Consider the following 21,746-nt stretch of genomic DNA (forward strand, 5'->3'; position numbering starts at 1 on the left):
CGCCCACGCTGGAGGAGGCACGATGAGCCCGACCGAGACCCTCGTCCCGTTCGACGAGGCGCTGACCCGCTACGACCCCGTGATGGGGCTCGAGATCCACATCGAGCTCAACACCGCCACCAAGATGTTCTGCGGCTGCCCGACTGAGTTCGGGGCCGAGCCGAACACGCAGGTGTGCCCGGTGTGCCTCGCGCTGCCCGGCGCGCTGCCGGTCGTCAACGCCAAGGCCGTGGAGTCGGCCATCCGGATCGGGCTCGCGCTGAACTGCGACATCGCAGACTGGTGCCGCTTCGCGCGGAAGAACTACTTCTACCCGGACATGCCGAAGAACTTCCAGACCTCGCAGTACGACGAACCGATCGCCTTCGATGGCTACATGGACGTCAACGTGCCGACCGAGGACGGCGGCATCGAGGTCGTCCGGGTGGAGATCGAGCGCGCCCACATGGAGGAGGACACCGGCAAGTCGCTGCACGTCGGGGGAGCCACCGGTCGCATCCACGGCGCCGACTACTCGCTGGTCGACTACAACCGCGCCGGCATCCCGCTCATCGAGATCGTCACCCGACCGATCATGGGCACCCGGGCGAAGGCCCCCGCGGTCGCCAAGGCCTATGTCGCCCAGCTCCGCGAGCTGATCGTGGCGCTCGGCGTCTCGGATGCACGGATGGACCAGGGCTCGATCCGCGCCGACGTCAACCTGTCCCTCTCGCCCGTCGGCACCGGCACCCTCGGCACCCGCACCGAGACCAAGAACGTCAACTCGCTCCGCTCGGTCGAGCGGGCCGTGCGCTACGAGATGCAGCGGCACGCCGCGATCCTCGACTCGGGTGGGTCGATCCTGCAGGAGACCCGGCACTGGCACGAGGACACCGGGGTCACCACGAGCGGTCGGGAGAAGTCCGACGCCGAGGACTATCGCTACTTCCCCGAGCCCGACCTCGTCCCGGTCGCACCGAGCCGCGAGTGGGTCGATGAGCTCCGTGGCACCCTGCCGGAGAATCCGACGCTCAAGCGCGTCCGCCTCCAGGGCGAGTGGGGCTTCTCCGACCTGGAGATGCGCGACACGATCGGCGCCGGCGCTTTCGGCCTGGTCGAGGAGACCATCGCGGCTGGGGCCACGCCCCAGGCAGCTCGCAAGTGGTGGCTCTCCGAGCTTGCCCGGCGCGCCAACGACACCGATACCGACATCGCCGAGCTCGGCGTGACGCCGGCCGACGTGGTCGCCGTACAAGCGCTGATCGATGCCGGTTCGCTCAACGACAAGCTCGCGCGCCAGGTCTTCGAGGGGTTGTACGCCGGCGAGGGCTCCCCCGCCGAGATCGTCGAGAAGCGCGGCCTCGCCATCGTGTCCGACCAGGGCGCCCTGAGCGCCGCCGTCGACAACGCGATCGCCGCCAACCCCGATGTGGCCGACAAGATCCGCGACGGCAAGGTCGCGGCCGCGGGTGCGCTCATCGGAGCCGTGATGAAGGAGATGCGTGGGCAGGCCGACGCCGGTCGGGTCCGCGAGCTCATCCTGGAGAAGCTGTCCTGACGGCAGGAGTTCGGCGCGCACGCTGCTAGCCTGATCCTGGAAAACCACCACATGTCTGCGGCGGGGAAGCCGGTCCAAGTCCGGCACTGACCCGCAACCGTAGGTGTCCCTGACACGGGGGCACGAGTCGGACCGCCCGTCGTAGACCCTGACAACCACGCTGCGAGGAACTCGGCGGGTGTCGCCATCGGGCGCCTCCTGCCAGCACAGCTGGAAGGAACGCATGTCTCTCTCACTTCGCTCCCACACCTGGCGCCGGGTCACCGGCCTGGCCGCGGTGTCCACTATGGCGATCGCCGTCGTCGCGAACCCCGCCTCGGCCGCTCCCACTCCTGCCGCCAAGACCGACGACCGGGCGATCACGCTGGCGGGTTCGTGGCTCAAGGGCGAGCTCACCGACGGGCTCGTCGACGGTGGCGGCTTCACGGACTTCGGACTGACGATCGACGTCGGCTTCGCCCTCGACCAGGCCGGCGACAAGGCAGCGGTGGCCACGATCAACAAGGCCTTCCAGGCCCACGTCAACGACTACATCTCGGGCGACGCGTTCGGCGACAAGGCCAGCACCTACGCCGGGCCGGTCGCCAAGGCTGCGACCTTCGCGCGGGTCGCTGGCGCGAATCCCACGTCCTACGGTGGCGTCAACCTGATCACGCGGCTCGAGGAGCGCGTCAGCACGACCGCGCCGACCGTGGGTCGCCTCGAGGACAAGTCGTCATTCGGTGACTACGCCAACACGATCGGCCAGTCCTTCGCGGTGCGCGCGCTCGAGGAGGCCAAGTCGAACGAGGCCGACGAGGCCCTCGACTTCCTCCTGCTCCAGCAGTGTGCGTCGGGCTTCTTCCGCCAGGACTTCACCAAGGACAAGACTGCCGCGTCGCAGGGATGTGCTGAGGGCCGGGTTGGTTCCGAACCCAGCATCGATGCGACCGGGCTGGCGGTGGTGAACCTCCTCGAGGGCGACGCCAGGGGTCCTGCCGTGCTGAGTGCGGTCGAGAAGGCCACCGCATGGCTGATGGCGCAGCAGAAGAAGAACGGCTCCTTCGCGGGCAACACGAACAGCACCGGGCTGGCCGGCTGGGCGCTCGGTCTGGCCAAGCAGAAGGCCGCCGCCGCCCAGGCTGCGACGTGGGTCCGCAAGCAGCAGCCCATCGACAAGCACCGCTGCCGCAGCGCCTTGACCAAGGACACGGGAGCGATCGCCTACGAGCCGAAGGCGGCCGCACAGGCCCGCAACGAAGGCATCACCGCAGGCGACGTGCGCGGACAGTGGCGACGAGCCACGGCGCAGGCCATGGCTGTCCTTCAGTGGGCCCCGGCCGCGACGGACGAGCTGGCTGTCACGACCAAGCGCTCCACCGCGGAGTCCGCGGACAAGGTGCGCGTCAAGGTCGTTGGTCTCGCCCCCGGCGAGCGGGCCTGTGTCTCCGTCAAGGGCGACGCCAAGCGAATCGTGGGCAAGACCTCCGCCAACCCCGTCACTCGCAAGCTCACGATGCCAGCCGGCAACACCTCACGCGTCGTGAAGGTCAAGACGGCCGACGATTCCGCGAAGACGCGGATCACGGTTCGCAACTGAGGACATCCTTCGTGACGAGATCACCTCTCGCACCCATCGTCGCCGCGGCCACCCTGGTGGTTGCGGCGACGTGTGTGCTCGCCTCGACCTCCGCTCCGGCCGCCGCCGCGGCCTGCGGGTCGGGCTCGGGCGTCACGGTGGTCGTCGACCCCGGAGCACTGGGCGGCTCCCCGACGACGACGTGCGACGGCGGGGCGGGGCAGCCGGCCTCGGACAGGTTCGCGGACGTAGGCGTCAGGCTCACCTACGCCCAGCGCCAGCCCGGGTTCGTATGCCGGGTCAACGATGCACCCGCCAGTGACCCATGCATCAACGCTGCTCCTGCCGACGCCTACTGGGGTCTGTTCTGGAGCGATGGCAGGACCGGAGCCTGGACGTACTCATCGATCGGGGTGACGGGGCTCGACGTGCCAGATGGAGGCGCCGTCGCACTTGCGTGGCAGCAGGGAAGCACCCGTCGCTCGCCGGCAGTCGCCCCACCGGTTCACAGCGAACCGACACCCACGTCAGCGACGCCGACGCCGACCCCGACCAACAGGTCCACGCCGACGCAGACCCCGAAACCCACCAGGAGCGGCTCGCCCGCGCCCACGGCCGGGAGCACGCCAGCCGGTCCCACGGAGTCGGCATCCCCGTCGACCTCCAGGTCGGCCTCCGAGGCCGCCACGGACGGATCCAGCGCTGCCGGGTCACGCACTCCGTCCCCCGGCGCGAAGGCGTCCAGTGCGGCAGCCGCACCCGCCCCCAGCGAGTCGGCCACGTCGACCCCGTCGTCGGCGTCGACCCAGCCCGTCACCGATCCGGTCGCGCCGAGTGCCGCCGAGGCGGAGTCGCGGAGAGTCCCCACCTGGGTCTCGCTGGGCGTCCTGGTCCTGCTGCTGGTCTCGATCGGCATCGCGACGATGGCTGCGCGACGGCGTACCCGACCCTGATGGCACCTCGGCTGGCCCGTGACCTGCACCCCGTCGCCTGGTGGATCTGGGCGATCGGGCTGGCGACGGCGGCCACGCTGACCACCAACCCCCTCCTGCTCCTCCTGCTGGTCGCGACCGCAGCGGTGGTGGTGATGGCGCGTCGCTCCGACCACCCGTGGGCGCGGTCGTTCCGGCTCTACCTCCTCCTCGGGCTGAGCATCGTGATCATCCGCGTGGCGTTCCGCATCATCTTCGGCGGCGTGGCCCAGGGCAACGTGCTCGTCGACCTGCCCACCGTCCCGCTGCCAGACTGGGTGGCGGGGATCCGGCTGCTGGGGCCGATCACGCAGGAGGCGCTGCTGGCCGGGCTCTACGACGGCCTGCGCCTGGCCGCCATCGTCATCTGCATCGGTGCCGCGAACTCGCTGGCCAACCCGAAGCGGCTGCTCAAGACGGTCCCGCCCGCCCTCTACGAGATCGGTACGGCGCTGGTCGTCGCCGTGACCGTCTTCCCCCAGCTCGCCGACAGTGCCCGCCGGGTGCGTGCAGCCCAGGCACTGCGCGGAGACGTGAGCGGGCGGATCGGGCGACTGCGCCGCTTCCTGGTCCCCGTCCTCGAGGACGCCCTCGAACGATCTCTCTCGCTGGCCGCCGGGATGGACGCTCGCGGCTACGGACGATCAGGTACGGCGACGCGCGGCCAGCGATGGACGACCGGGGTCCTGCTCCTGAGCGCCCTGCTCGGCGTCTGCATCGGCACCTACGCGCTGCTCGACCAGTCGGCTCCCCGGTGGCTGGCCGTGCCCATGCTGGTCACCGGTGCCGTAGTGGCAGTGGTCGGGATGGTCAGTGCAGGTCGTCGGGTCGAGCGGTCCCGCTACCGCCCGGATCGCTGGCGGACTGCCGAGGTCGTGGTGGCCGCCTGCGGTCTGGTCGTCGGTGTCGTCGTCTGGCAGCTGGGCCGGACCGAGCCCCTCGTCGCCTACCCGTCGGTGTCGGCCATGCCCTACCTCAGCCTCATCGCGCTGACCGGCGCGCTCGTCGGTCTGGTGCCGGCCGTCGCGGCCCCGCCGCCGCGGCAGCCGATCGCCACGCCGCTGGAGGTGGGCGCGTGATCGAGCTGCGGAACATCCACTTCTCCTACGACCATGTGGCGATCCTCAGCGGGGTGGACCTCACGCTGGAGGAGGGCGAGCTGATGCTCGTCTCGGGACGCACTGGCGTGGGCAAGTCGACGCTGCTGGGCGTCCTGACCGGGCTGGTGCCGCGATTCAGCGGAGGAACGCTGTCCGGCGACGTACTCATCGACGGCGTCAGCGTCATCGACCAGCCCCCGCGCGAGCGCGCCCATGTCGTGGGCTACGTCGGGCAGGACCCGGCGTCGGGGTTCGTCACCGACACCGTCGAGGAGGAGCTGGCCTACGGCATGGAGCAGCTCGGCCTGCCCGGCGACACGATGCGGCGCCGGGTGGAGGAGACGCTCGACCTGCTCGGGATCGCCGACCTGCGCCACCGCGACCTGCGCACCCTCTCGGGCGGTCAGCAGCAACGGGTGGCGATCGGCGCGGTGCTGACCACCCACCCACGTCTGCTGGTGCTCGACGAGCCGACCTCCGCACTCGACCCGACCGCTGCCGAGGACGTGCTGGCGACCCTCACCCGCCTGGTCCACGACCTCGGACTGACCGTGCTCCTCGCCGAGCACCGGCTCGAGCGCGTGGTGCCGTTCGCCGACCGCATGTGCCTGTTGACGGGCGACGGGCGGGTGCAGGTCGGCTCACCGGACGCCGTGCTCGCGACCTCACCCGTCGTGCCCCCGATCGTCGAGCTCGGCCGCGCTGCTGGCTGGTCGCCGCTGCCGCTGAGCGTCCGGGACGCGCGGCGCCACGCGCGGTCGCTGGACCTGCCGGCACCGGTCGTCGCCGCTCCACCAGTGGGACCGACGGTCCTCTCGGCCCGAGGGCTGACGGTGGCCCACGGGCGTCACGTCGTCCTCGACGGCGTCGACCTCGACCTGCGCGGGGGCCACGTCACCGCACTCATGGGGCGCAACGGCGCGGGCAAGTCGACGCTGATCTGGACCCTGCAGGGCACGCAGGCGCGACGCGCCGGCGCTGTCTCGGTTGGTGGCAAGGACCCCGGGCGGCTCGACCCCGCAAGCAGGCGCGCGCTGGTCGGTCTGGTCCCGCAGACGGCGGCCGACCTCCTCTACCTCGAGACCGTGACCGACGAGTGCGCCGCAGCGGACGCCGGGGCGGGGGACGCGGCGGGCACCTGTCGCCAGCTGCTCGATCGGCTCGTCCCGGGCATCGACGCGACCATGCACCCCCGGGACCTCTCCGAGGGCCAACGCCTGGCGCTGGTGCTGGCCATCGTGCTGAGCGCACGCCCCGACGTCGTGCTGCTCGACGAGCCGACCCGTGGGCTCGACTACGCCGTCAAGGCCGAGCTGGCGACGATCGTGCGAGACCTGGCCGCCGCCGGTCACGCGGTGCTGATCGCGACCCACGACGTCGAATTCGTGGCTGGCGTCGCGCACGACGTGGTGGTGCTCGCGGAGGGCGAGGTCGTCTCCTCTGGTCCTGTCCGCGAGGTCGTCTCCGCCTCGCCCAGCACCGCGCCTCAGGTCACCAAGATCATGGGGGAGCCGTGGCTCCGGGTCGACGAGGTCGTCGCGGCGTTGAGGGGCCCGTCGTGAGTGCCCTCGACCGGCCTCGACCCGGGAGTGCCGCGCTGCCGATCGGGGCGCGGTCGGCGACGGTGCTCGGGCTCGCGTCACTCGCAGGCCTGATGATGCTGTGCTGGCCCCTGCTGCTGGACGTGCCCGAGTCGGCGCGCGTCGATCCTCCGTTCATCTTCTTGGCGCTGCTCCCGCTGGTGATCGTGGTGGTGCTCGTGGAGTTCAGCGAGGGCGGGATGGACGCCCGGGTGCTGGCGATCCTCGGGGTGCTGTCGGCGGTCAACGCGATCCTGCGCGGGCTCGGCGCGGGGACGGCCGGGATCGAGTTGGTCTTCTTCCTGCTCATCTTGGCGGGCCGGGTCTTCGGGCCCGGTTTCGGATTCGTCCTGGGCTGCACGTCGCTGTTCGCCTCCGCGCTGATGACCGGCGGTGTCGGGCCGTGGCTTCCCTTCCAGATGCTCGTCTCGGCGTGGATCGGGATGGGGGCGGGGTTCCTGCCGCGCCGGCTCACCGGTCGCGCCGAGGTGGCGGCCCTGGTCGTCTACGGGATCCTTACGTCGTACGCCTTCGGCATCTTGATGAACCTCTCGAGCTGGCCGTTCACGCTCGGGATCGCGGTCCCCGGACACGAGGGCACGCTGTCGTACGTCGCAGGCGCCCCCGTGCTGGAGAACCTGCACCGGTTCGGCGTCTATACGCTGCTCACCTCGACCGGGAGCTGGGACACCGGGCGCGCGATCACCACCGCAGTGGCCTTGGTCGTGCTGGGCCCCGCGATCCTGACCACTTTGCGTCGGGCCTCCCGCCGCTCGGTGATCAGACGGGTCGGCTGAGCGGACCCGGACCGCGCGGGCGCCCGCGGGTCGGGGTCAGTCGCCGAGGGAGACCAACAGGATCCGGTCGTCGTCCGCGGCCGGTTCGCCGCGACCGTCCCGGTTGGACGTCGCGACCCAGAGGTCACCATCCGGCGTGGTGACGACGGTGCGGATGCGGCCGTACTCACCGGTCAGGAGGCCGACGGGCTCACCCGCGCGGTCACCCGTCAGCGGGATCTGCCACAGCCGCTGACCCCGCAGGGCCGCCATCCACAACATGCCGTCGGCAAAGGCCAGGCCGGACGGCGAAGCGTCCTCGGTGGACCACGTGAGCAGCGGGTCGACGTAGTCGGGCTCGCCCCCGGTGCCCTCGACCAGCGGCCAGCCGTAGTTGCCGCCCGGCGTCACCAGGTTGAGCTCGTCGAACGTGGAGTCGCCGAACTCGCTGGCCCACAGCTGCCCGGCGTCGTCGAACGCCAGCCCCTGCACGTTGCGGTGACCGAGCGACCACACGGGGGAGTCCGGCTCCGGGTTGCCGGGCGCCGAGTCGCCCTCACTGGTGATCCTCAGGATCTTGCCCGCCAACGAGCGGAAGTCCTGGGCCCGGGTGGCGTCACCGGTCTCCCCGGTAGAGACGTAGAGGAACCCGTCGGGTCCGAACTCCAGTCGCCCGCCGTCATGGATCACGCCCTTAGGGATCCCGGTCAGGATCGGGGTCGGCTGGCCGAGCTGGTCGCCGTCCAAGGTCACCTTGAAGACGCTGTTGTCATCGGCGGTCGTCGCGTAGAAGAAGAGCGTGTTGTCGTTCACGAAGTCCGGGGAGACGGCGACTCCCAGGAGCCCGGCCTCGACCTCGGGGACCGCCTCCTCGATCTCACCCAGCTCGATGATCTCCGCGGCCTGGGGAGCGTCGCCCTCGCTCGTCAGGACGAGACGCAGCACCCGGCGGGAGTCGCGCTCGGTGACGATGGCCGAGCCGTCCGGCAGGAAGGCGATGCCCCACGGCACGGCGAGCCCGCTGGCCACGGTGGCGGTGACGGTGGGAACCCCGGGGGTCTGCCCGGGCGAGGGGTCCTCTGGCTCGCCCCCGGACTCGACGGGCTCGTCGGTCTCGTCGGGGGATGCGTCCGAGGGCTCCGAGGTGGCCGACGGCTGACGCTCGTCCGGGGGTGTCGAGGTGCGCCCACACGCGACCAGCGTCATGGACAGGAGCACGGCCGCAGCCAGGCTCGTCGTCAGTCGCGTCATCCGGCGACCTGCTCGAGGAACTCCCGGAGCAGCCGGTGCACAGCGTCGGGCTGCTCCATCTGCGCGAAGTGGGTGGCCCTGAGCTCCACGAAGGTGGCGTCGGTCATCTTCGAGGCCGCCGTCTCCATGTGCCTGGTGCCGGTGAGCAGGTCGTAGGCGCCGGCGACGAAGAACGCTGGCACGTCGATCCCGCTGAGGGAGACCCGAGCGTGGTGGGAGGTCGCGAGCGCCATGTGTGAATACCACTCCACCGGAGTGGAGAAGAACTCCTTGACCGCTCGCGCTGCGAGCTCCGGGTCGGCCACGGGCAGCATGAAGCCGGAGTGGCTGACGACGCTGATCGCGAGAGGCCCGATGGGCAGGCGGGTCGTGAACGGGGACAGGGCCTTGCCGACGAGCTTCGTGGTCCTCGCCGCGTTGACCAGGGCGACCCGCGCGGCCCAGCGGGGGACGTGCAGCGGGCCCAGCATCGTGGCGAACGTGTCACCGGGCACCCCGCAGACGGCGAACAGGCCGGTGACTCGCTCCGGATGGCGGACCGCGAGCTCGAACATCGTGTTCACGCCCATCGACCAGCCCATCAGGACAGCCTTGTCGATCCCGAAGCGGTCCATCACCGAGAGCGCGTCGTCGACGAAGTCGCTGATGGAGACCCGGCTGGAGTCCCGGGGGCGGTCGGAGCCGCCGACACCGCGGTGGTTCCAGGACACGACGCGTACGCCGCAGTCGGGCTCGAGCAGTGCCGGCCAGGCCCACGCACTGGTGCCCAGACCGTTGCACAGGACGACGGTCGGGCCGGTGATCACGCCGCCGGGGTCGTTGGTCCAGGCACGGATGCGGGTGCCGTCGTCGGACAGGACGTCCTCGAAGCCGATGACGTCGTCGACGGTGACCGCGTCCGTGCTCGTCTTCTCCATGCGCAGATTGTGCCTCAGCCCGGGGCTGGCTCCGTGTGCACCGGGCGGCTGCGCGTGGCGCCCACGCTGGCGAGCACGACACATGCGACCGCCACCCACTGCAGCGGTGTGAGCAGCTCCTGCAGCACCAGGATGGCGGCCAGCGCGGCGGCCGCGGGCTCGAGGCTCATGAGGACGCTGAAGACGCTGGGCGGGAGTGTGCGCAGGGCGACCAGCTCACAGCTGTAGGGGATGACCGAGCTCAGCACCCCGACCACGGCGCCGATCAGCAGCACGCGTGGGTCGAGCAGCGCCGTACGCCCGGACACCATCGCCGGGCCGGTCAGCAGCAAGGTGGCCACGGCACTCGCGATAGCGAGCCCGTCGAAGCCGGGCCAGCGCCGACCCGTCCGGACGCTCAGCAGGATGTAGGACGCCCAGGCAGCACCGGCGAGGAGGGCGAACGCGACGCCGGGCGCGTTCAGGTTGGCGGGTTCGAATCCCAGCAGCACGACGCCTACGCCTGCTAGTCCCACCCAGACCAGGTCCTGTGCCTTGCGGGAGCCCAGCACCGCCAGGGTCAGTGGCCCGATGAACTCGATCGTGACGGCGATGCCGAGCGGGATGCGGGCGAACGACTGGTAGATCGACCAGTTCATCACGCCGAGGCTGACGCCGAAGCCGGCGACGACCACCCAGTCGGTCCGGCTCCGACCACGCCACGAGGGGCGGGCGATCGCGAGGAGCACGAGAGTGCTGGTGGCGAGACGCAGGAACACCATCGAGGTGGGCGAAATCGTCCCGAAGAGGTCCTTGGCGATCGCGGCGCCGGCCTGGACGGAGATAATGCCGATGATCACCAGCCAGATCGCTCGGCTCATCGGTGCCTCCTCTGGCCTGCTATTCGTCCTGGTCGATGCGTCGGATGAGATCATCGATGATGAGCCGTTCATGCGCGAAATATTCGAGCCCCCAGTCGGCGACCAGGCTCGGGTGACGGAACGTCTGGCGGGGAGCATCGGCCCCTCGAAGGCTCTCCCGCACCTCCACGAGGGCCTCCCGCTCCCTGTCCAACGCCTCCAGGTGGTTCCGCAGCATGGCGAGCGTGGTGCTCGGGTCCACCAGGTGCCCGAGGAGCAGTCGCAGCGCGATCGGGTGCTTGAGCACCGAGAATCCCGGTTCGCTCTCCCGCATCCAGGTCTCGAGCGCGCTTCGGCCGGCGCTGGTGATGCTGTAGGTCGTCCCACGCTCATCGTCACTGGGGCTCACCAGCCCTCGCTCGGCGAGCCGGCTCAGCTCCTTGTAGACCTGACTCATGGCGGGCGAGACCCAGTAGAAGCGCAGGGTCGCGTCCGCCACCTGCTTCAGCTCGTATCCGGTGAGGCTCCGCGGTCCGTCGTCGTCGCCGAAGGTGAACAGTCCCAACAGCGCGAAGGACGTGACAGGAAGGTCTTGACCCATAATGGGAGAAGACTAGTGTTCCACTTAGGAATAGACGAGCGCCTGCTCGTTGTGGAGGGGGACGCATGTCGCGCACGATGCTGATGGTCGGGACCCGCAAGGGCTTGTGGGTGGGGACCGCGGACGAGTCCCGCACGGAGTGGGACTGGACACCGCCGCACTTCCCGATGGAAGAGGTCTACTCCGTCATGCTCGACCCCCGAGGAGCGTCCCCCCGGCTGCTTGCCGGCTGCTCCTCGAGCTGGTTCGGTCCGCAGGTACGACGCAGTGACGACCTCGGGCAGACCTGGGAGGAGACCCCGAACGGAGCCATTTGCTTCCCCGAGGAGGCCCAGCTGCCCGACGGTTCGCCTGCCACGTTGGCCAGGGTGTGGCAGCTGACCCCCGGAGTCGAGGACGGCGTGGTCTGGGCCGGCACCGAGCCCGGAGCGATCTTCCGCTCCGACGACGGCGGCGAGAGCTTCGACCTCGTCCGCGGCCTCTGGGACCACCCTCACCGTGCGGAGTGGAACGCGGGGTTCGGGGGGCAGGCGTTCCACACCATCCTTCCGCACCCCGAGGACTCCGCCTCGGTGCTCGCAGCGTTGTCCACCGGTGGCGTCTATCGCACCTCTGACGGTGGGGCGTCCTGGTCCCCGGCCAACGAGGGGATCAAGGCGGAGTTCTACCCAGGCGAGCGCAACTACCCCGAGTTCGGTCAGTGCGTGCACAAGGTGGCCCGTGACCCGATGGACCCGGAGCGGCTCTTCCTCCAGAACCATGGCGGCGTCTATCGCTCCGACGACGGGGGCTCGTCCTGGCAGGACATCGCGCCGGGTCTGCCCTCGGAGTTCGGCTTTGCGATGGTCACGCATCCGCGTGAGTCGAACACGGCCTACACGTTCCCGATCGCCGATGCCGGGGCGCGCTGGCCGGTCGACGGCAAGGCACGCGTGTGCCGGACCACCGACGGTGGCTCCTCGTGGGAACCGCTCGGCGAGGATTCTTTGCCCGGTGGCTTCTACGCGGCGGTGATGCGCGACGCCATGTGTACTGACGACCACGAGCCCGCTGGCCTGTACTTCGGCGGCCGCAACGGCACGGTGTGGTGCTCCCCGGACGCAGGGACCACCTGGTCAGAGATCCAGACGAACCTTCCCGACGTCCTGGTCGTCCGAGCCGCATCCATCGACTGAGGTTGCCGGCTCACAAGTCCTAGGAACTTGGATGATTTCACAATGGGACGATGGAGATCCTGAAGTCCGACGCATTGTCCGGATGACCGTGATGGGCAAGCCGTACTTCGACAAGGTGATCGGCCAAGACTTAGAGAAGGGTCTGGCTGCCATCAAGGCGTTGGCCGAAGGCAGTTGACTCGTTCGGCCCATAACCCTGACCCGCGCGTCCTTGGACCTGAGTCCTCACGCGACTCAGGTCCAAGGGCAGTGTCGGTGGCCCCTGCTCTAGTGGTTTCCAAGGCCGAGGGAGTGGCCTGAAACGACACAAGGTCACAGCCATTCGGGGGCGGATACATGACAAATGAGGCACACAATCACCAAGGTCGCCGTCAGATCTCGGAGTTGACGGTCCAGGATGACGAGCTGTCCGGCTTGATCCGCCGCGCACGCCGCCGGGCGAAGCTGTCGCAACGAGACCTCGCCCATCATCTGGGGGTCTCGCAGTCCGCCGTTGCGAAGTGGGAGACCGCACGCACGGAGCCTTCGGCGCGGATGCTGGCCCGCATCCTTGAGGTGGCGGGGCTGCACCTCGTCGCGGTCGCGGACGACGGCACGCGCGTACGCCCCATGAACCCGGTCGCCGCCAGGGACGCTGCCCATCGTCGATATCCGGCTCACACCTTTGTCTGGAGTGAAGGTTGGTGGGCGCCAGAGGGTGCCGAGACAACGGCTTGGCTCGGCGAGATCCTGTGCCGATCGGCAGACCTGGCGCTGCCGAGAGTCCGCTACAGCAGGTCGTGGCAGGCCCCTCGCCCGCCGACTCCCGCCGACGTGATGGACCACCCCACGTGGGCCGAGCTCGTGGCCGAAGCCAGAGACGGTTGGCAGCCCCGCAGGCACACACCCACGCTCATCCCGGCCTGGGCCCTGCAGGACACGAAGAAGTCACGCAACCGGCGTCCAGGTGACCACCGGCGAGTTGCCTGAGGCGACGGATGAGGCGACGGATGAGGCGACGGATGAGGCCACGGCTGAGGCGACGACAGGGATCTCGACTGAGACGGCGCCGAGGAGTTGCTGCGCACCAAAGTAGCCTTGCGCCATGAGTCCCGTCGACGATCAGCCCGACATCAAGCCTCGCTCACGAGACGTCACTGACGGTCTGGAGAAGGCGGCGGCCCGCGGCATGCTTCGAGCGGTCGGTATGGGCGACGACGACTGGGAAAAGCCGCAGATCGGCGTGGCGTCGAGCTGGAACGAGATCACGCCCTGCAACCTCAGCCTGGATCGGCTGGCCAAGGCAGCGAAGAACGGCGTACACGCCGCGGGGGGCTACCCCCTCGAGTTCGGGACGATCTCGGTCTCCGACGGGATCTCAATGGGCCACGAGGGCATGCATTTCTCACTGGTCTCCCGTGAGGTCATCGCCGACTCGGTGGAGACCGTGATGATGGCCGAGCGGCTCGACGGCAGCGTGCTCCTGGCGGGCTGCGACAAGAGCCTCCCCGGCATGCTGATGGCGGCGGCCCGTCTCGACCTGGCGAGCGTCTTCCTCTACGGCGGGTCGACGATGCCGGGGCAGGTCGACGGAAACGACGTCACGATCATCGACGCCTTCGAGGCCATCGGTGCGTGCCTGGCGGGCAAGATCACCAAGGACGAGGTGACCAGGATCGAGAAGGCCATCTGCCCCGGTGAGGGTGCCTGTGGCGGCATGTACACGGCCAACACGATGGCCAGCGTGGCCGAGGCCCTGGGCATGAGCCTCCCGGGCAGCGCTGCGCCGCCGGCCGTCGACCGACGTCGTGACGGATTCGCACACCGCTCCGGCCAGGCAGTCGTGGAGATGCTTCGCCAGGGCATCACGGCCCGCCAGATCATGACCAAGCCGGCGTTCGAGAACGCGATCGCGATCGTGATGGCGCTCGGCGGCTCGACCAACGCCGTCCTGCACCTCCTGGCGATCGCCCGCGAGGCTGACGTCGACCTGAGGCTCGAGGACTTCAACCGGATCGGGGACAAGGTCCCGCACATCGGCGACCTCAAGCCCTTTGGCCGCTTCGTCATGAACGACGTCGACAAGATCGGCGGCATCCCGGTCGTGATGAAGGCGCTGCTCGATGCCGGCCTCTTGCACGGCGACACCCTCACCGTCACCGGCAAGACGATGGCCGAGAACCTCGAGGCACTCAACCCCCAGCACGTCGACGGTGAAGTGCTGCGTGAGCTCGACAAGCCGATCCACGCTTCCGGCGGTATCACCGTCCTGCACGGCTCGCTCGCGCCAGAGGGCGCGGTCGTCAAGAGCGCCGGTTTCGACGACTCGACCTTCACCGGCACGGCTCGGGTCTTTGACGGCGAACGTCTGGCCCTCGACGCCCTGGCCGCGGGTCAGATTAAGCCGCGTGACGTGGTGGTGATCCGCTACGAGGGTCCCAAGGGTGGGCCGGGCATGCGCGAGATGCTCGCGATCACCGGTGCCATCAAGGGAGCTGGCCTCGGCAAGGACGTCCTCCTCATCACCGACGGGCGCTTCAGTGGCGGCACGACGGGGCTGTGCGTGGGCCACATCGCCCCGGAGGCTGTCGACGGAGGACCGATCGCGTTCGTGCGCGACGGCGACCAGATCACCCTCGACGTCGCTGGCCGCACCCTCGACGTACAGATCGACGACCTCGAGGACCGGAAGGTCGGCTGGCAGCCGAACCCGCCCAAGTACACCCGTGGCGTCCTCGGCAAGTACGCCAAGGTCGTCCAGTCGGCGGCGCACGGCGCCGTGACCAGCTGAGGGACCGGCCGGGAAATAGCAACGACCCCTGATCGCCGGGGGGTTGACCAGGGGCCGTCAGGACTCGGCACGCCGGTCCTGGCACCGACTCGACAGCGGCTGTGGGTGCTGGTGCGATGCTTGGGCACAATTGTCAGCGTCGTCGGTCTGGGAGGCCATGAGCATGCCGAGCGAGATCACCACGTCGTCGTACGCCGAGGTGCAGGACGCCGCAGACCCGCTCGCGCCGCTACGAGACGAGTTCGTCGGTGCCGAGTCCGACCTCGTCTACTTCGACGGCAACTCGTTGGGTCGCCCGCTGCGGGTGACCGGCGACAGGCTGCGGAACTTCGTGGACCAGTCATGGGGCGGTCGGCTGATCCGTGGATGGGACGAGGGCTGGTACGACCTGCCGTTGACCGTCGGCGACGAGATCGGCCGGGTCTGCCTCGGTGCGGCGCCCGGACAGACCGCGGTCGGCGACTCCACGACGGTGTTGCTCTACAAGATGGTCCGGGCTGCCGTCCAGGCACGCCCCGGGCGCAACGAGATCGTCATCGACAGCGACAACTTCCCGACCGATCGCTACATCGTCCAGGGCATCGCCGACGAGCTCGGTCTCCCCGTGAGGTGGATCGAGGTCGAACGCAGTGGCGGCGTCAGCCTCGCCGATGTCGAAGCCGTCGTGGGCGCCCAGACGGCCGTCGTACTGCTGAGCCAGGTCGCCTACCGGTCCGGGCACCTGGCTGACACCCCGGCGATCACCGAGGTCGTCCGCGGCGCCGGCGCGCTGGTGATCTGGGACGTGTGCCACTCGGTCGGCTCGGTCCCGATCGAGCTCGACGCCTGGGGTGTCGACGTGGCGGTGGGCTGCACCTACAAGTACCTCAACGGCGGACCGGGTGCGCCAGCCTTCGCGTATGTCGCCGAGCGCCACCAGGCGGAGATGCGTCAGCCGATCCAGGGCTGGATGGGTCACGCCGACCCGTTCCAGATGGGACCCAGCTACGAGCCGTCGGGCGGCATGCGGCGCTTCCTCTCCGGCACGCCGGCGGTGATCGGGATGCTGGCGATGCAGGACATGCTCGAGCTCATCGACCGTGCCGGGATGGACGCGGTGCGTGCGAAGTCGGTCGACCTCACGACGTACGCGTTGGACCTCGCGGACGTGATGCTGGCCGAGCACGGGGTCGCCGTCGCCACTCCGCGTGATCCGGGTCAGCGAGGCGGCCACGTCACGTTGAACCACCCGAAGATGCGCGAGGTGGTGGGGTCGCTGTGGCAGCGCGACGTGATCCCGGACTACCGCGACCCCGGCGGTCTGAGGATCGGTCTGAGCCCGCTCTCGACCTCGTACGCCGAGGTCCTCGCCGGCATGACGGCGATCCGGGACGCGCTCAGCGCTGCTTGACCCAGATCAGCTCGCCGGCGGACCACTTCTCCCGGCCGACAGGCACGAGCGCCTTGAGCGCGTCCGTGAGCGAGCCCCGCCCGATCGTGGCGGAGTTGGCTGCGCCGTACTCACGACCGACTGCGTTGTTGTGCAGGTCGATCCGGGTGTCGTGAGGGGTGTCTCGCCCCTCCTCGTGTGCGGCAGCGACTGCTTCGGCGACTGCGGTGCCGTGCCGACCCGCGATGTAGGCCTGCCAGATGAAGTGACGGATCGCGTTCTGCATGCCCGGTGCCCCGTCTGTCGCCGAGGAGGCGATCTGGACGGCGGCCGCGGAGGCTGCCATGACGTCGGTGGCGGCCGACGGGCTGGCACCGGCGTCGCGAGCTGCGTGAAACACGTGGGGCGCGCCCACGACGGCCTGTGCCGCCTTCTTGAGCGCGTCGAATGGGGAAGCCATGCTGCCACCGTGCCAGAGGGCTGGGCAACGCGCATCCCCAGTGGTTGGGTGGACCACGTGGACCAGCGGATCAGCTTCATCACCCTGGCGGTGCGCGACCTCGGCGCATCGCGCGGGTTCTACGTCGACGGCCTCGGCTGGGAGCCGTGCTTGGACCAGGCAGGCGAGGTGCTGATGTTCGAGGTCGGCGACAAGCTGATCCTCTCCCTGTGGGACGTCGAGGCGTTCACCGCGGACGTGGGCGAGGCCCCCGGAGGTGGAGTGCCCCCGATCACGATCGCGCACAACCTGGCGACGCCCGACGGGGTTGATCGGGTGCTGGAGCAGGCCCGCAACGCCGGTGCAGCCCGGGTGACTGACGCGGTCGAGCGCGACTGGGGCGGCTACTCCGGCTACTTCGTGGACCCCGACGGCTTCCGCTGGGAGATCTGTCACAACCCGAGTGAGATCGGAGCAAAGGTGCTGCCATGACCGACAGGCTGTCCAACCGCCAAATCGAGGCTGCGGGCCTCGCCGACTGGCGCCACGTCCTCGGCACCATGAAGGCACGCTTCAAGACTGGCGGCTTCGCCACGGGGCTGGGCCTGGTCGACCGGATCGGCTCGGCAGCCGAGGAGGCCGACCACCATCCAGACATCTCCCTGACCTACTGCGAGGTCCTGGTGACGCTCAGCAGCCACGACGTCGGTGGCGTCACCCAGCGTGACGTGGACCTGGCACGCACGATCAGTGGCTACGCGGCCGAGGTGGGGGCCGAGGCGGACGTCGCCGGCCTGACCCAGCTCGAGATCGGCCTCGACACCCGAGCGGGGGAGCGGCTGGCGCCGTTCTACGCCGCGCTGCTGGGCGGGGGGGTCAAGGATGGGGAGGCGGTGGATCCAAGCGGGCAGGTGCCGACCCTGTGGTGGCAGGAGCCCCACGACCGCGGCCCGGCCCTGCCCGAGCCCGAGGTGCCGCAGCGCTGGCACTTCGACGTGTGGGTGCCCGCGGACGAGGCCGAGCACCGGCTGCGGCAGGTGCTCGAATCGGGCGGAACGCTCGTGAGCGACGCTGCCGCGCCGTCCTACTGGGTGGTCGCGGACGCCGAGGGCAATCGCTCGTGCATCTGCTCAGTGGCTGAGCGCGACTGAGGCACGCGTCACTGGCCAGATGCTGGGATCGCCATACCAGTATGTGGGACGGCTGAGAGAGGAGGTTGACGTCGTCACACCCCGACGGCGACCGTAGGCGCATGCGCACTGAGATTCTTGTACGCACGCGACGCGTGAGCTGAGGCACTCCGCCTCGAACGCTCCCGCGTCCTCCCCTCGTTGCCCGCCGGGCCGAGGGGTTTTTTGTTGGCCACACGAGCAAGGGATGACCATGACAGAGCAGCGCGGGACCGCCGGCGCGGCCATGAGCGGCGCTCAGAGCCTGATCGCGTCGCTCGAGAGCGCAGGCGTCACCGACATCTTCGGGATCCCGGGCGGCGCCATCCTGCCCGCCTACGACCCGCTGATGGACTCCACCCGGATCCGGCACATCCTCGTGCGCCACGAGCAGGGCGCCGGACACGCAGCCCAAGGCTATGCAGCAGCCACCGGCAAGGTCGGCGTCTGCATGGCCACCTCGGGACCGGGAGCCACCAACCTCGTCACGCCGCTCGCGGACGCCCACATGGACTCGGTCCCGCTCGTGGCCGTGACCGGCCAGGTGGGTGCCTCCATGATCGGCACCGACGCCTTCCAGGAAGCCGACATCCGCGGCATCACCATGCCGATCACCAAGCACAGCTTCCTGGTGACGGACCCCGCAGACATCGCTCGGACCGTCGCCGAGGCGTTCCACATCGCCTCCACGGGCAGGCCGGGCCCGGTGCTGGTCGACGTCGCCAAGTCGGCCCTGCAGGCCATGACCACGTTCGAGTGGCCCACCGAGCTGCACCTGCCGGGCTACCGTCCGGTGACACGCCCGCACAGCAAGCAGATCCGCGAGGCGGTCCGACTTATCCTCGCCTCGCGCAAGCCGGTCCTCTACGTCGGCGGCGGAGTCATCCGAGCGCAGGCGTCGGCGGGGCTGCTGAAGCTCGCGGAGGCAACCGGCATGCCGGTCGTCACGACGCTGATGGCGCGCGGAGCCTTCCCCGACAGCCACGTCCAGCACCTCGGCATGCCGGGCATGCACGGCACGGTCGCCGCGGTCGCGGCGCTGCAGAAGAGCGACCTCATCATCAGCCTCGGTGCACGCTTCGACGACCGGGTGACGGGCAACCTCGACTCCTTCGCGCCCCACGCCAAGGTGATCCACGCCGACATCGACCCGGCCGAGATCGGCAAGAACCGCCCGGTCGACGTGCCCATCGTGGGTGACTGCGCGGAGGTCATCGCTGACCTGCTCGCGCTGCTCCAGTCCGAGGAGGCTGCGGGCAACACGGGCGACTACGAGGGTTGGGTGGCCTTCCTGGCCGGGGTGAAGAAGACCTATCCAGTGGGCTACGACGCTCCTGGCGACGGCTCGCTCGCACCGCAGTACGTCATCGAGCGGCTCGGCCACATCGCCGGACCCGACTCCATCTACACCTCCGGTGTCGGCCAGCACCAGATGTGGGCCGCGCACTTCGTCAACTACGAACGCCCCAACACGTGGATCAACTCGGGCGGTCTCGGCACCATGGGCTATGCCGTGCCGGCTGCGATGGGCGCGAAGGTGGGCATGCCCGACACAGTCGTGTGGGCCATCGACGGCGACGGCTGCTTCCAGATGACCAACCAGGAGCTGGCCACCTGCGCGATCAACGACATCCCGATCAAGGTCGCCATCATCAACAACGAGTCACTGGGGATGGTGCGCCAGTGGCAGACGCTGTTCTACAACTCGCGCTACTCCAACACCGACCTTCAGAGCAAGCGCATCCCCGACTTCGTCAAGCTCGCGGAGGCCTACGGGTGCGTGGGTCTCTCGTGCGAGTCGCCCGAGCAGGTCGATGCGACGATCGAGAAGGCGATGGCGATCGACGACCAGCCCGTCGTGGTCGACTTCAGGGTCCACCGCGACGCGATGGTGTGGCCGATGGTGGCCGCGGGCACCAGCAACGACGAGATCAAGTACGCCCGCGACCTGGCGCCCCAATTCGATGAGGATGATCTGTGATGTCGAAGCACACCCTGTCGGTCCTGGTCGAGAACAAGCCAGGCGTCCTGGCCCGCATCGCCGGCCTCTTCAGTCGCCGGGGCTTCAACATCGAGAGCCTCGCCGTGGGTCCGACCGAGCACCCGGAGGTCTCGCGGATGACGATCGTGGTCAACGTCGACGTGTCCCCGCTGGAGCAGGTCACCAAGCAGCTCAACAAGCTCATCGAGGTGATCAAGATCGTCGAGCTCGACGGCCCGGCCTCGATCAGCCGCGAGCTGATGCTGGTGAAGGTTAAGGCCGACCCGCAGACCCGGGGCGCGGTGCTCGACGCCGTACAACTCTTCCGCGCCAAGGTCGTCGACGTCTCGCCCGACGCCATCACGATCCAGGCGACCGGCAATGCCGACAAGCTGGGAGACTTCCTCCGCGTGCTCGAGCCCTTCGGGATCCGCGAGCTCGTGCAGTCCGGCATGGTGGCGATCGGGCGGGGATCGCGCTCCATCAGCGAGCGCACCCTACGACCGGTCCCGGTCGCCGTCCCGGCCCCCTGAACCCCACCGACACTGATCCGATCAACCCGTACCTCCCACCAGCACCCCCAACCGAAGGAGAGCCCCCAGTGGCTGAGATGTTCTACGACGATGACGCCGACCTGAGCCTGATCCAGGGCAAGAACGTCGCCGTCATCGGCTACGGCAGCCAGGGCCACGCCCACGCGCTCAACCTGCGTGACTCCGGGGTCGACGTCCGTGTGGGCCTCCTCGAGGGATCGAAGAGCCGGGCCAAGGCCGAGGACGAGGGCCTGCGTGTCCTGACCCCCGCCGAGGCGGTGCAGGAGGCCGACGTGATCGTCATCCTGGCGCCCGACCAGGTGCAACGTCACCTCTACAAGGACTCCATCGAGGAGCACCTCACCGAGGGTGACACCCTGGTCTTCGGCCACGGGTTCAACATCCGCTTCGGCTACATCGAGCCCCCGGCCGGCGTGGACGTCATCCTGGTGGCGCCCAAGGCGCCGGGCCACACCGTACGCCGCGAATACGTCGCCGGCCGCGGCATCCCCGACATCATCGCGGTCGAGCAGGACGCCTCCGGCACCGCCTGGGAGCTGGCGAAGTCCTATGCGAAGGCGATCGGCGGCACCCGGGCCGGCGTCATCAAGACCACCTTCACCGAGGAGACGGAGACCGACCTCTTCGGTGAGCAGGCCGTCCTCTGTGGCGGGGTCTCCCACCTCGTGCAGGCGGGCTTCGAGACCCTCACCGAGGCGGGCTACCAGCCCGAGATCGCCTACTTCGAGGTGCTGCACGAGCTCAAGCTGATCGTCGACCTCATGTTCGAGGGCGGCATCGCCAAGCAGCGCTGGTCGGTCTCCGACACTGCGGAGTACGGCGACTACGTCTCCGGTCCCCGGGTGATCACGCCGGACGTGAAGGACAGCATGAAGTCGATCCTCGATGATATCCGCAGCGGCGCCTTCGCGCAGCGATTCATCGACGACCAGGACAACGGCGGCAAGGAGTTCCTCGAGCTGCGGGAGAAGGAAGCGGCCCACTCGATCGAGCAGACCGGCAAGACGCTGCGCTCCCACTTCGCCTGGAAGCAGGAGGACTCGGACTACACCGAGGGAACCGCTGCACGCTGAGACGACCACGACCGAACGGCGGCGTCCGGCACACGAGAGAGTGCCGGACCCCGCCGGTGGTGGGTTCTGGTGGCTACATGACCTAG

The 21,746-nt window shown here is 69.3% G+C and carries 21 protein-coding genes and 1 riboswitch; of the genes, 15 read left to right on the top strand and 6 right to left on the bottom strand.

The annotated features are described in order from the left end of the window. The first annotated feature begins 22 nt into the window (after positions 1–22). Positions 23–1,537, top strand: a complete 1,515-nt coding sequence (gene gatB / locus JWN68_RS04250; RefSeq protein ID WP_297735223.1) for an Asp-tRNA(Asn)/Glu-tRNA(Gln) amidotransferase subunit GatB — start codon at positions 23–25, stop codon at positions 1,535–1,537. 63 nt (positions 1,538–1,600) lie between these two features. Further along, positions 1,601–1,671, top strand: a riboswitch (cobalamin riboswitch). Between the two features lie 89 nt (positions 1,672–1,760). Next, positions 1,761–3,116 carry a hypothetical protein gene (locus JWN68_RS04255; protein ID WP_297735170.1) on the top strand — a complete coding sequence of 452 codons (1,356 nt, stop codon included), beginning with the start codon at positions 1,761–1,763 and terminating at the stop codon, positions 3,114–3,116. A gap of 484 nt (positions 3,117–3,600) precedes the next feature. Here the strand turns inward: JWN68_RS04255 and JWN68_RS04260 are convergent, their stop codons facing one another. After that, complete coding sequence (locus JWN68_RS04260; RefSeq protein ID WP_297735173.1) at positions 3,601–4,011, bottom strand: hypothetical protein; 411 nt, start codon at positions 4,009–4,011, stop codon at positions 3,601–3,603. A gap of 36 nt (positions 4,012–4,047) precedes the next feature. Between JWN68_RS04260 and JWN68_RS04265 the strand changes: the two genes are divergently transcribed. Genes JWN68_RS04265 through JWN68_RS04275 form a run of 3 tightly spaced genes read left to right on the top strand, consistent with a single transcriptional unit; the run spans position 4,048 to position 7,543 of the window. Next, positions 4,048–5,145, top strand: a complete 1,098-nt coding sequence (locus JWN68_RS04265) for an energy-coupling factor transporter transmembrane component T (RefSeq protein WP_297735175.1) — start codon at positions 4,048–4,050, stop codon at positions 5,143–5,145. Further along, positions 5,142–6,728, top strand: coding sequence for an ABC transporter ATP-binding protein (locus JWN68_RS04270; RefSeq protein ID WP_297735178.1), 1,587 nt, complete (start codon positions 5,142–5,144; stop codon positions 6,726–6,728). The genes JWN68_RS04265 and JWN68_RS04270 overlap by 4 nt, the downstream gene beginning before the upstream one ends. Beyond that, entirely contained in the window at positions 6,725–7,543 is an 819-nt protein-coding gene (locus JWN68_RS04275; RefSeq protein WP_297735180.1) for an ECF transporter S component, read from the top strand. Before JWN68_RS04270 ends, JWN68_RS04275 begins: the two co-directional genes overlap by 4 nt. A gap of 36 nt (positions 7,544–7,579) precedes the next feature. Here the strand turns inward: JWN68_RS04275 and JWN68_RS04280 are convergent, their stop codons facing one another. Genes JWN68_RS04280 through JWN68_RS04295 form a run of 4 tightly spaced genes read right to left on the bottom strand, consistent with a single transcriptional unit; the run spans position 7,580 to position 11,130 of the window. Then, entirely contained in the window at positions 7,580–8,773 is a 1,194-nt protein-coding gene (locus JWN68_RS04280) for a PQQ-dependent sugar dehydrogenase (protein WP_297735183.1), read from the bottom strand. Continuing rightward, positions 8,770–9,690 carry an alpha/beta hydrolase gene (locus tag JWN68_RS04285; protein WP_297735186.1) on the bottom strand — a complete coding sequence of 307 codons (921 nt, stop codon included), beginning with the start codon at positions 9,688–9,690 and terminating at the stop codon, positions 8,770–8,772. Before JWN68_RS04285 ends, JWN68_RS04280 begins: the two co-directional genes overlap by 4 nt. 14 nt (positions 9,691–9,704) lie before the next feature. Further along, positions 9,705–10,550, bottom strand: coding sequence for an EamA family transporter (locus JWN68_RS04290; protein WP_297735189.1), 846 nt, complete (start codon positions 10,548–10,550; stop codon positions 9,705–9,707). A 19-nt stretch (positions 10,551–10,569) separates the two neighbouring features. Then, positions 10,570–11,130 (bottom strand): PadR family transcriptional regulator, encoded by a 561-nt coding sequence (locus JWN68_RS04295; RefSeq protein ID WP_297735192.1) that lies wholly within the window; start codon positions 11,128–11,130, stop codon positions 10,570–10,572. Positions 11,131–11,195: 65 nt separating this feature from the next. Between JWN68_RS04295 and JWN68_RS04300 the strand changes: the two genes are divergently transcribed. From JWN68_RS04300 to kynU, 5 genes are all read left to right on the top strand, one after another. Further along, the gene (locus tag JWN68_RS04300; protein WP_297735195.1) at positions 11,196–12,305 is read left to right on the top strand and encodes an exo-alpha-sialidase; all 1,110 of its coding nucleotides are present in this window, start codon (positions 11,196–11,198) and stop codon (positions 12,303–12,305) included. Positions 12,306–12,336: 31 nt separating this feature from the next. Then, the gene (locus JWN68_RS04305) at positions 12,337–12,483 is read left to right on the top strand and encodes a hypothetical protein (RefSeq protein WP_297735198.1); all 147 of its coding nucleotides are present in this window, start codon (positions 12,337–12,339) and stop codon (positions 12,481–12,483) included. A gap of 206 nt (positions 12,484–12,689) precedes the next feature. After that, positions 12,690–13,274, top strand: coding sequence for a helix-turn-helix transcriptional regulator (locus tag JWN68_RS04310; RefSeq protein WP_297735200.1), 585 nt, complete (start codon positions 12,690–12,692; stop codon positions 13,272–13,274). 115 nt (positions 13,275–13,389) lie between these two features. Then, complete coding sequence (ilvD, locus tag JWN68_RS04315) at positions 13,390–15,075, top strand: dihydroxy-acid dehydratase (protein ID WP_297735202.1); 1,686 nt, start codon at positions 13,390–13,392, stop codon at positions 15,073–15,075. A 163-nt stretch (positions 15,076–15,238) separates the two neighbouring features. Further along, complete coding sequence (kynU, locus tag JWN68_RS04320) at positions 15,239–16,465, top strand: kynureninase (RefSeq protein ID WP_297735205.1); 1,227 nt, start codon at positions 15,239–15,241, stop codon at positions 16,463–16,465. Here the strand turns inward: kynU and JWN68_RS04325 are convergent. Then, a complete protein-coding gene (locus JWN68_RS04325) occupies positions 16,452–16,904 on the bottom strand; it encodes a hypothetical protein (protein WP_297735208.1) in 453 nt (150 codons plus the stop codon). The genes kynU and JWN68_RS04325 overlap by 14 nt on opposite strands. A 9-nt stretch (positions 16,905–16,913) precedes the next feature. Between JWN68_RS04325 and JWN68_RS04330 the strand changes: the two genes are divergently transcribed. The 5 genes from JWN68_RS04330 to ilvC all read left to right on the top strand — a co-directional run bounded on the left by JWN68_RS04330 (position 16,914) and on the right by ilvC (position 21,660). Beyond that, positions 16,914–17,375 (top strand): VOC family protein, encoded by a 462-nt coding sequence (locus JWN68_RS04330; protein ID WP_297735211.1) that lies wholly within the window; start codon positions 16,914–16,916, stop codon positions 17,373–17,375. Then, on the top strand, positions 17,372–18,034 hold the full coding sequence (locus JWN68_RS04335; RefSeq protein WP_297735214.1) for a 4a-hydroxytetrahydrobiopterin dehydratase: 663 nt from the start codon (positions 17,372–17,374) through the stop codon (positions 18,032–18,034). The genes JWN68_RS04330 and JWN68_RS04335 overlap by 4 nt, the downstream gene beginning before the upstream one ends. 226 nt (positions 18,035–18,260) lie before the next feature. After that, a complete protein-coding gene (locus JWN68_RS04340) occupies positions 18,261–20,033 on the top strand; it encodes an acetolactate synthase large subunit (RefSeq protein ID WP_297735216.1) in 1,773 nt (590 codons plus the stop codon). Then, the gene (gene ilvN, locus JWN68_RS04345) at positions 20,033–20,566 is read left to right on the top strand and encodes an acetolactate synthase small subunit (protein ID WP_297735218.1); all 534 of its coding nucleotides are present in this window, start codon (positions 20,033–20,035) and stop codon (positions 20,564–20,566) included. Before JWN68_RS04340 ends, ilvN begins: the two co-directional genes overlap by 1 nt. 68 nt (positions 20,567–20,634) lie before the next feature. Further along, entirely contained in the window at positions 20,635–21,660 is a 1,026-nt protein-coding gene (gene ilvC / locus JWN68_RS04350; RefSeq protein ID WP_297735221.1) for a ketol-acid reductoisomerase, read from the top strand. Positions 21,661–21,746 lie beyond the last annotated feature (86 nt).

This window comes from Nocardioides sp. (assembly GCF_025964975.1).
Classification (GTDB): Bacteria; Actinomycetota; Actinomycetes; order Propionibacteriales; family Nocardioidaceae; genus Nocardioides.

Excerpts from the sequence above, each read along its gene's own strand:
- JWN68_RS04285 (WP_297735186.1), bottom strand. The coding sequence starts at position 9,690 with ATGGAGAAGACGAGCACGGACGCGGTCACCGTCGACGACGTCATCGGC.
- gatB (WP_297735223.1), top strand. The coding sequence starts at position 23 with ATGAGCCCGACCGAGACCCTCGTCCCGTTCGACGAGGCGCTGACCCGC.
- JWN68_RS04265 (WP_297735175.1), top strand. The coding sequence starts at position 4,048 with ATGGCACCTCGGCTGGCCCGTGACCTGCACCCCGTCGCCTGGTGGATC.
- ilvD (WP_297735202.1), top strand. The coding sequence starts at position 13,390 with ATGAGTCCCGTCGACGATCAGCCCGACATCAAGCCTCGCTCACGAGAC.
- JWN68_RS04305 (WP_297735198.1), top strand. The coding sequence starts at position 12,337 with ATGATTTCACAATGGGACGATGGAGATCCTGAAGTCCGACGCATTGTC.
- JWN68_RS04325 (WP_297735208.1), bottom strand. The coding sequence starts at position 16,904 with ATGGCTTCCCCATTCGACGCGCTCAAGAAGGCGGCACAGGCCGTCGTG.
- ilvN (WP_297735218.1), top strand. The coding sequence starts at position 20,033 with ATGTCGAAGCACACCCTGTCGGTCCTGGTCGAGAACAAGCCAGGCGTC.
- kynU (WP_297735205.1), top strand. The coding sequence starts at position 15,239 with ATGCCGAGCGAGATCACCACGTCGTCGTACGCCGAGGTGCAGGACGCC.
- JWN68_RS04335 (WP_297735214.1), top strand. The coding sequence starts at position 17,372 with ATGACCGACAGGCTGTCCAACCGCCAAATCGAGGCTGCGGGCCTCGCC.
- JWN68_RS04300 (WP_297735195.1), top strand. The coding sequence starts at position 11,196 with ATGTCGCGCACGATGCTGATGGTCGGGACCCGCAAGGGCTTGTGGGTG.
- JWN68_RS04260 (WP_297735173.1), bottom strand. The coding sequence starts at position 4,011 with ATGCCGATCGAGACCAGCAGCAGGACCAGGACGCCCAGCGAGACCCAG.
- JWN68_RS04280 (WP_297735183.1), bottom strand. The coding sequence starts at position 8,773 with ATGACGCGACTGACGACGAGCCTGGCTGCGGCCGTGCTCCTGTCCATG.
- JWN68_RS04340 (WP_297735216.1), top strand. The coding sequence starts at position 18,261 with ATGACCATGACAGAGCAGCGCGGGACCGCCGGCGCGGCCATGAGCGGC.
- JWN68_RS04290 (WP_297735189.1), bottom strand. The coding sequence starts at position 10,550 with ATGAGCCGAGCGATCTGGCTGGTGATCATCGGCATTATCTCCGTCCAG.
- JWN68_RS04255 (WP_297735170.1), top strand. The coding sequence starts at position 1,761 with ATGTCTCTCTCACTTCGCTCCCACACCTGGCGCCGGGTCACCGGCCTG.
- JWN68_RS04295 (WP_297735192.1), bottom strand. The coding sequence starts at position 11,130 with ATGGGTCAAGACCTTCCTGTCACGTCCTTCGCGCTGTTGGGACTGTTC.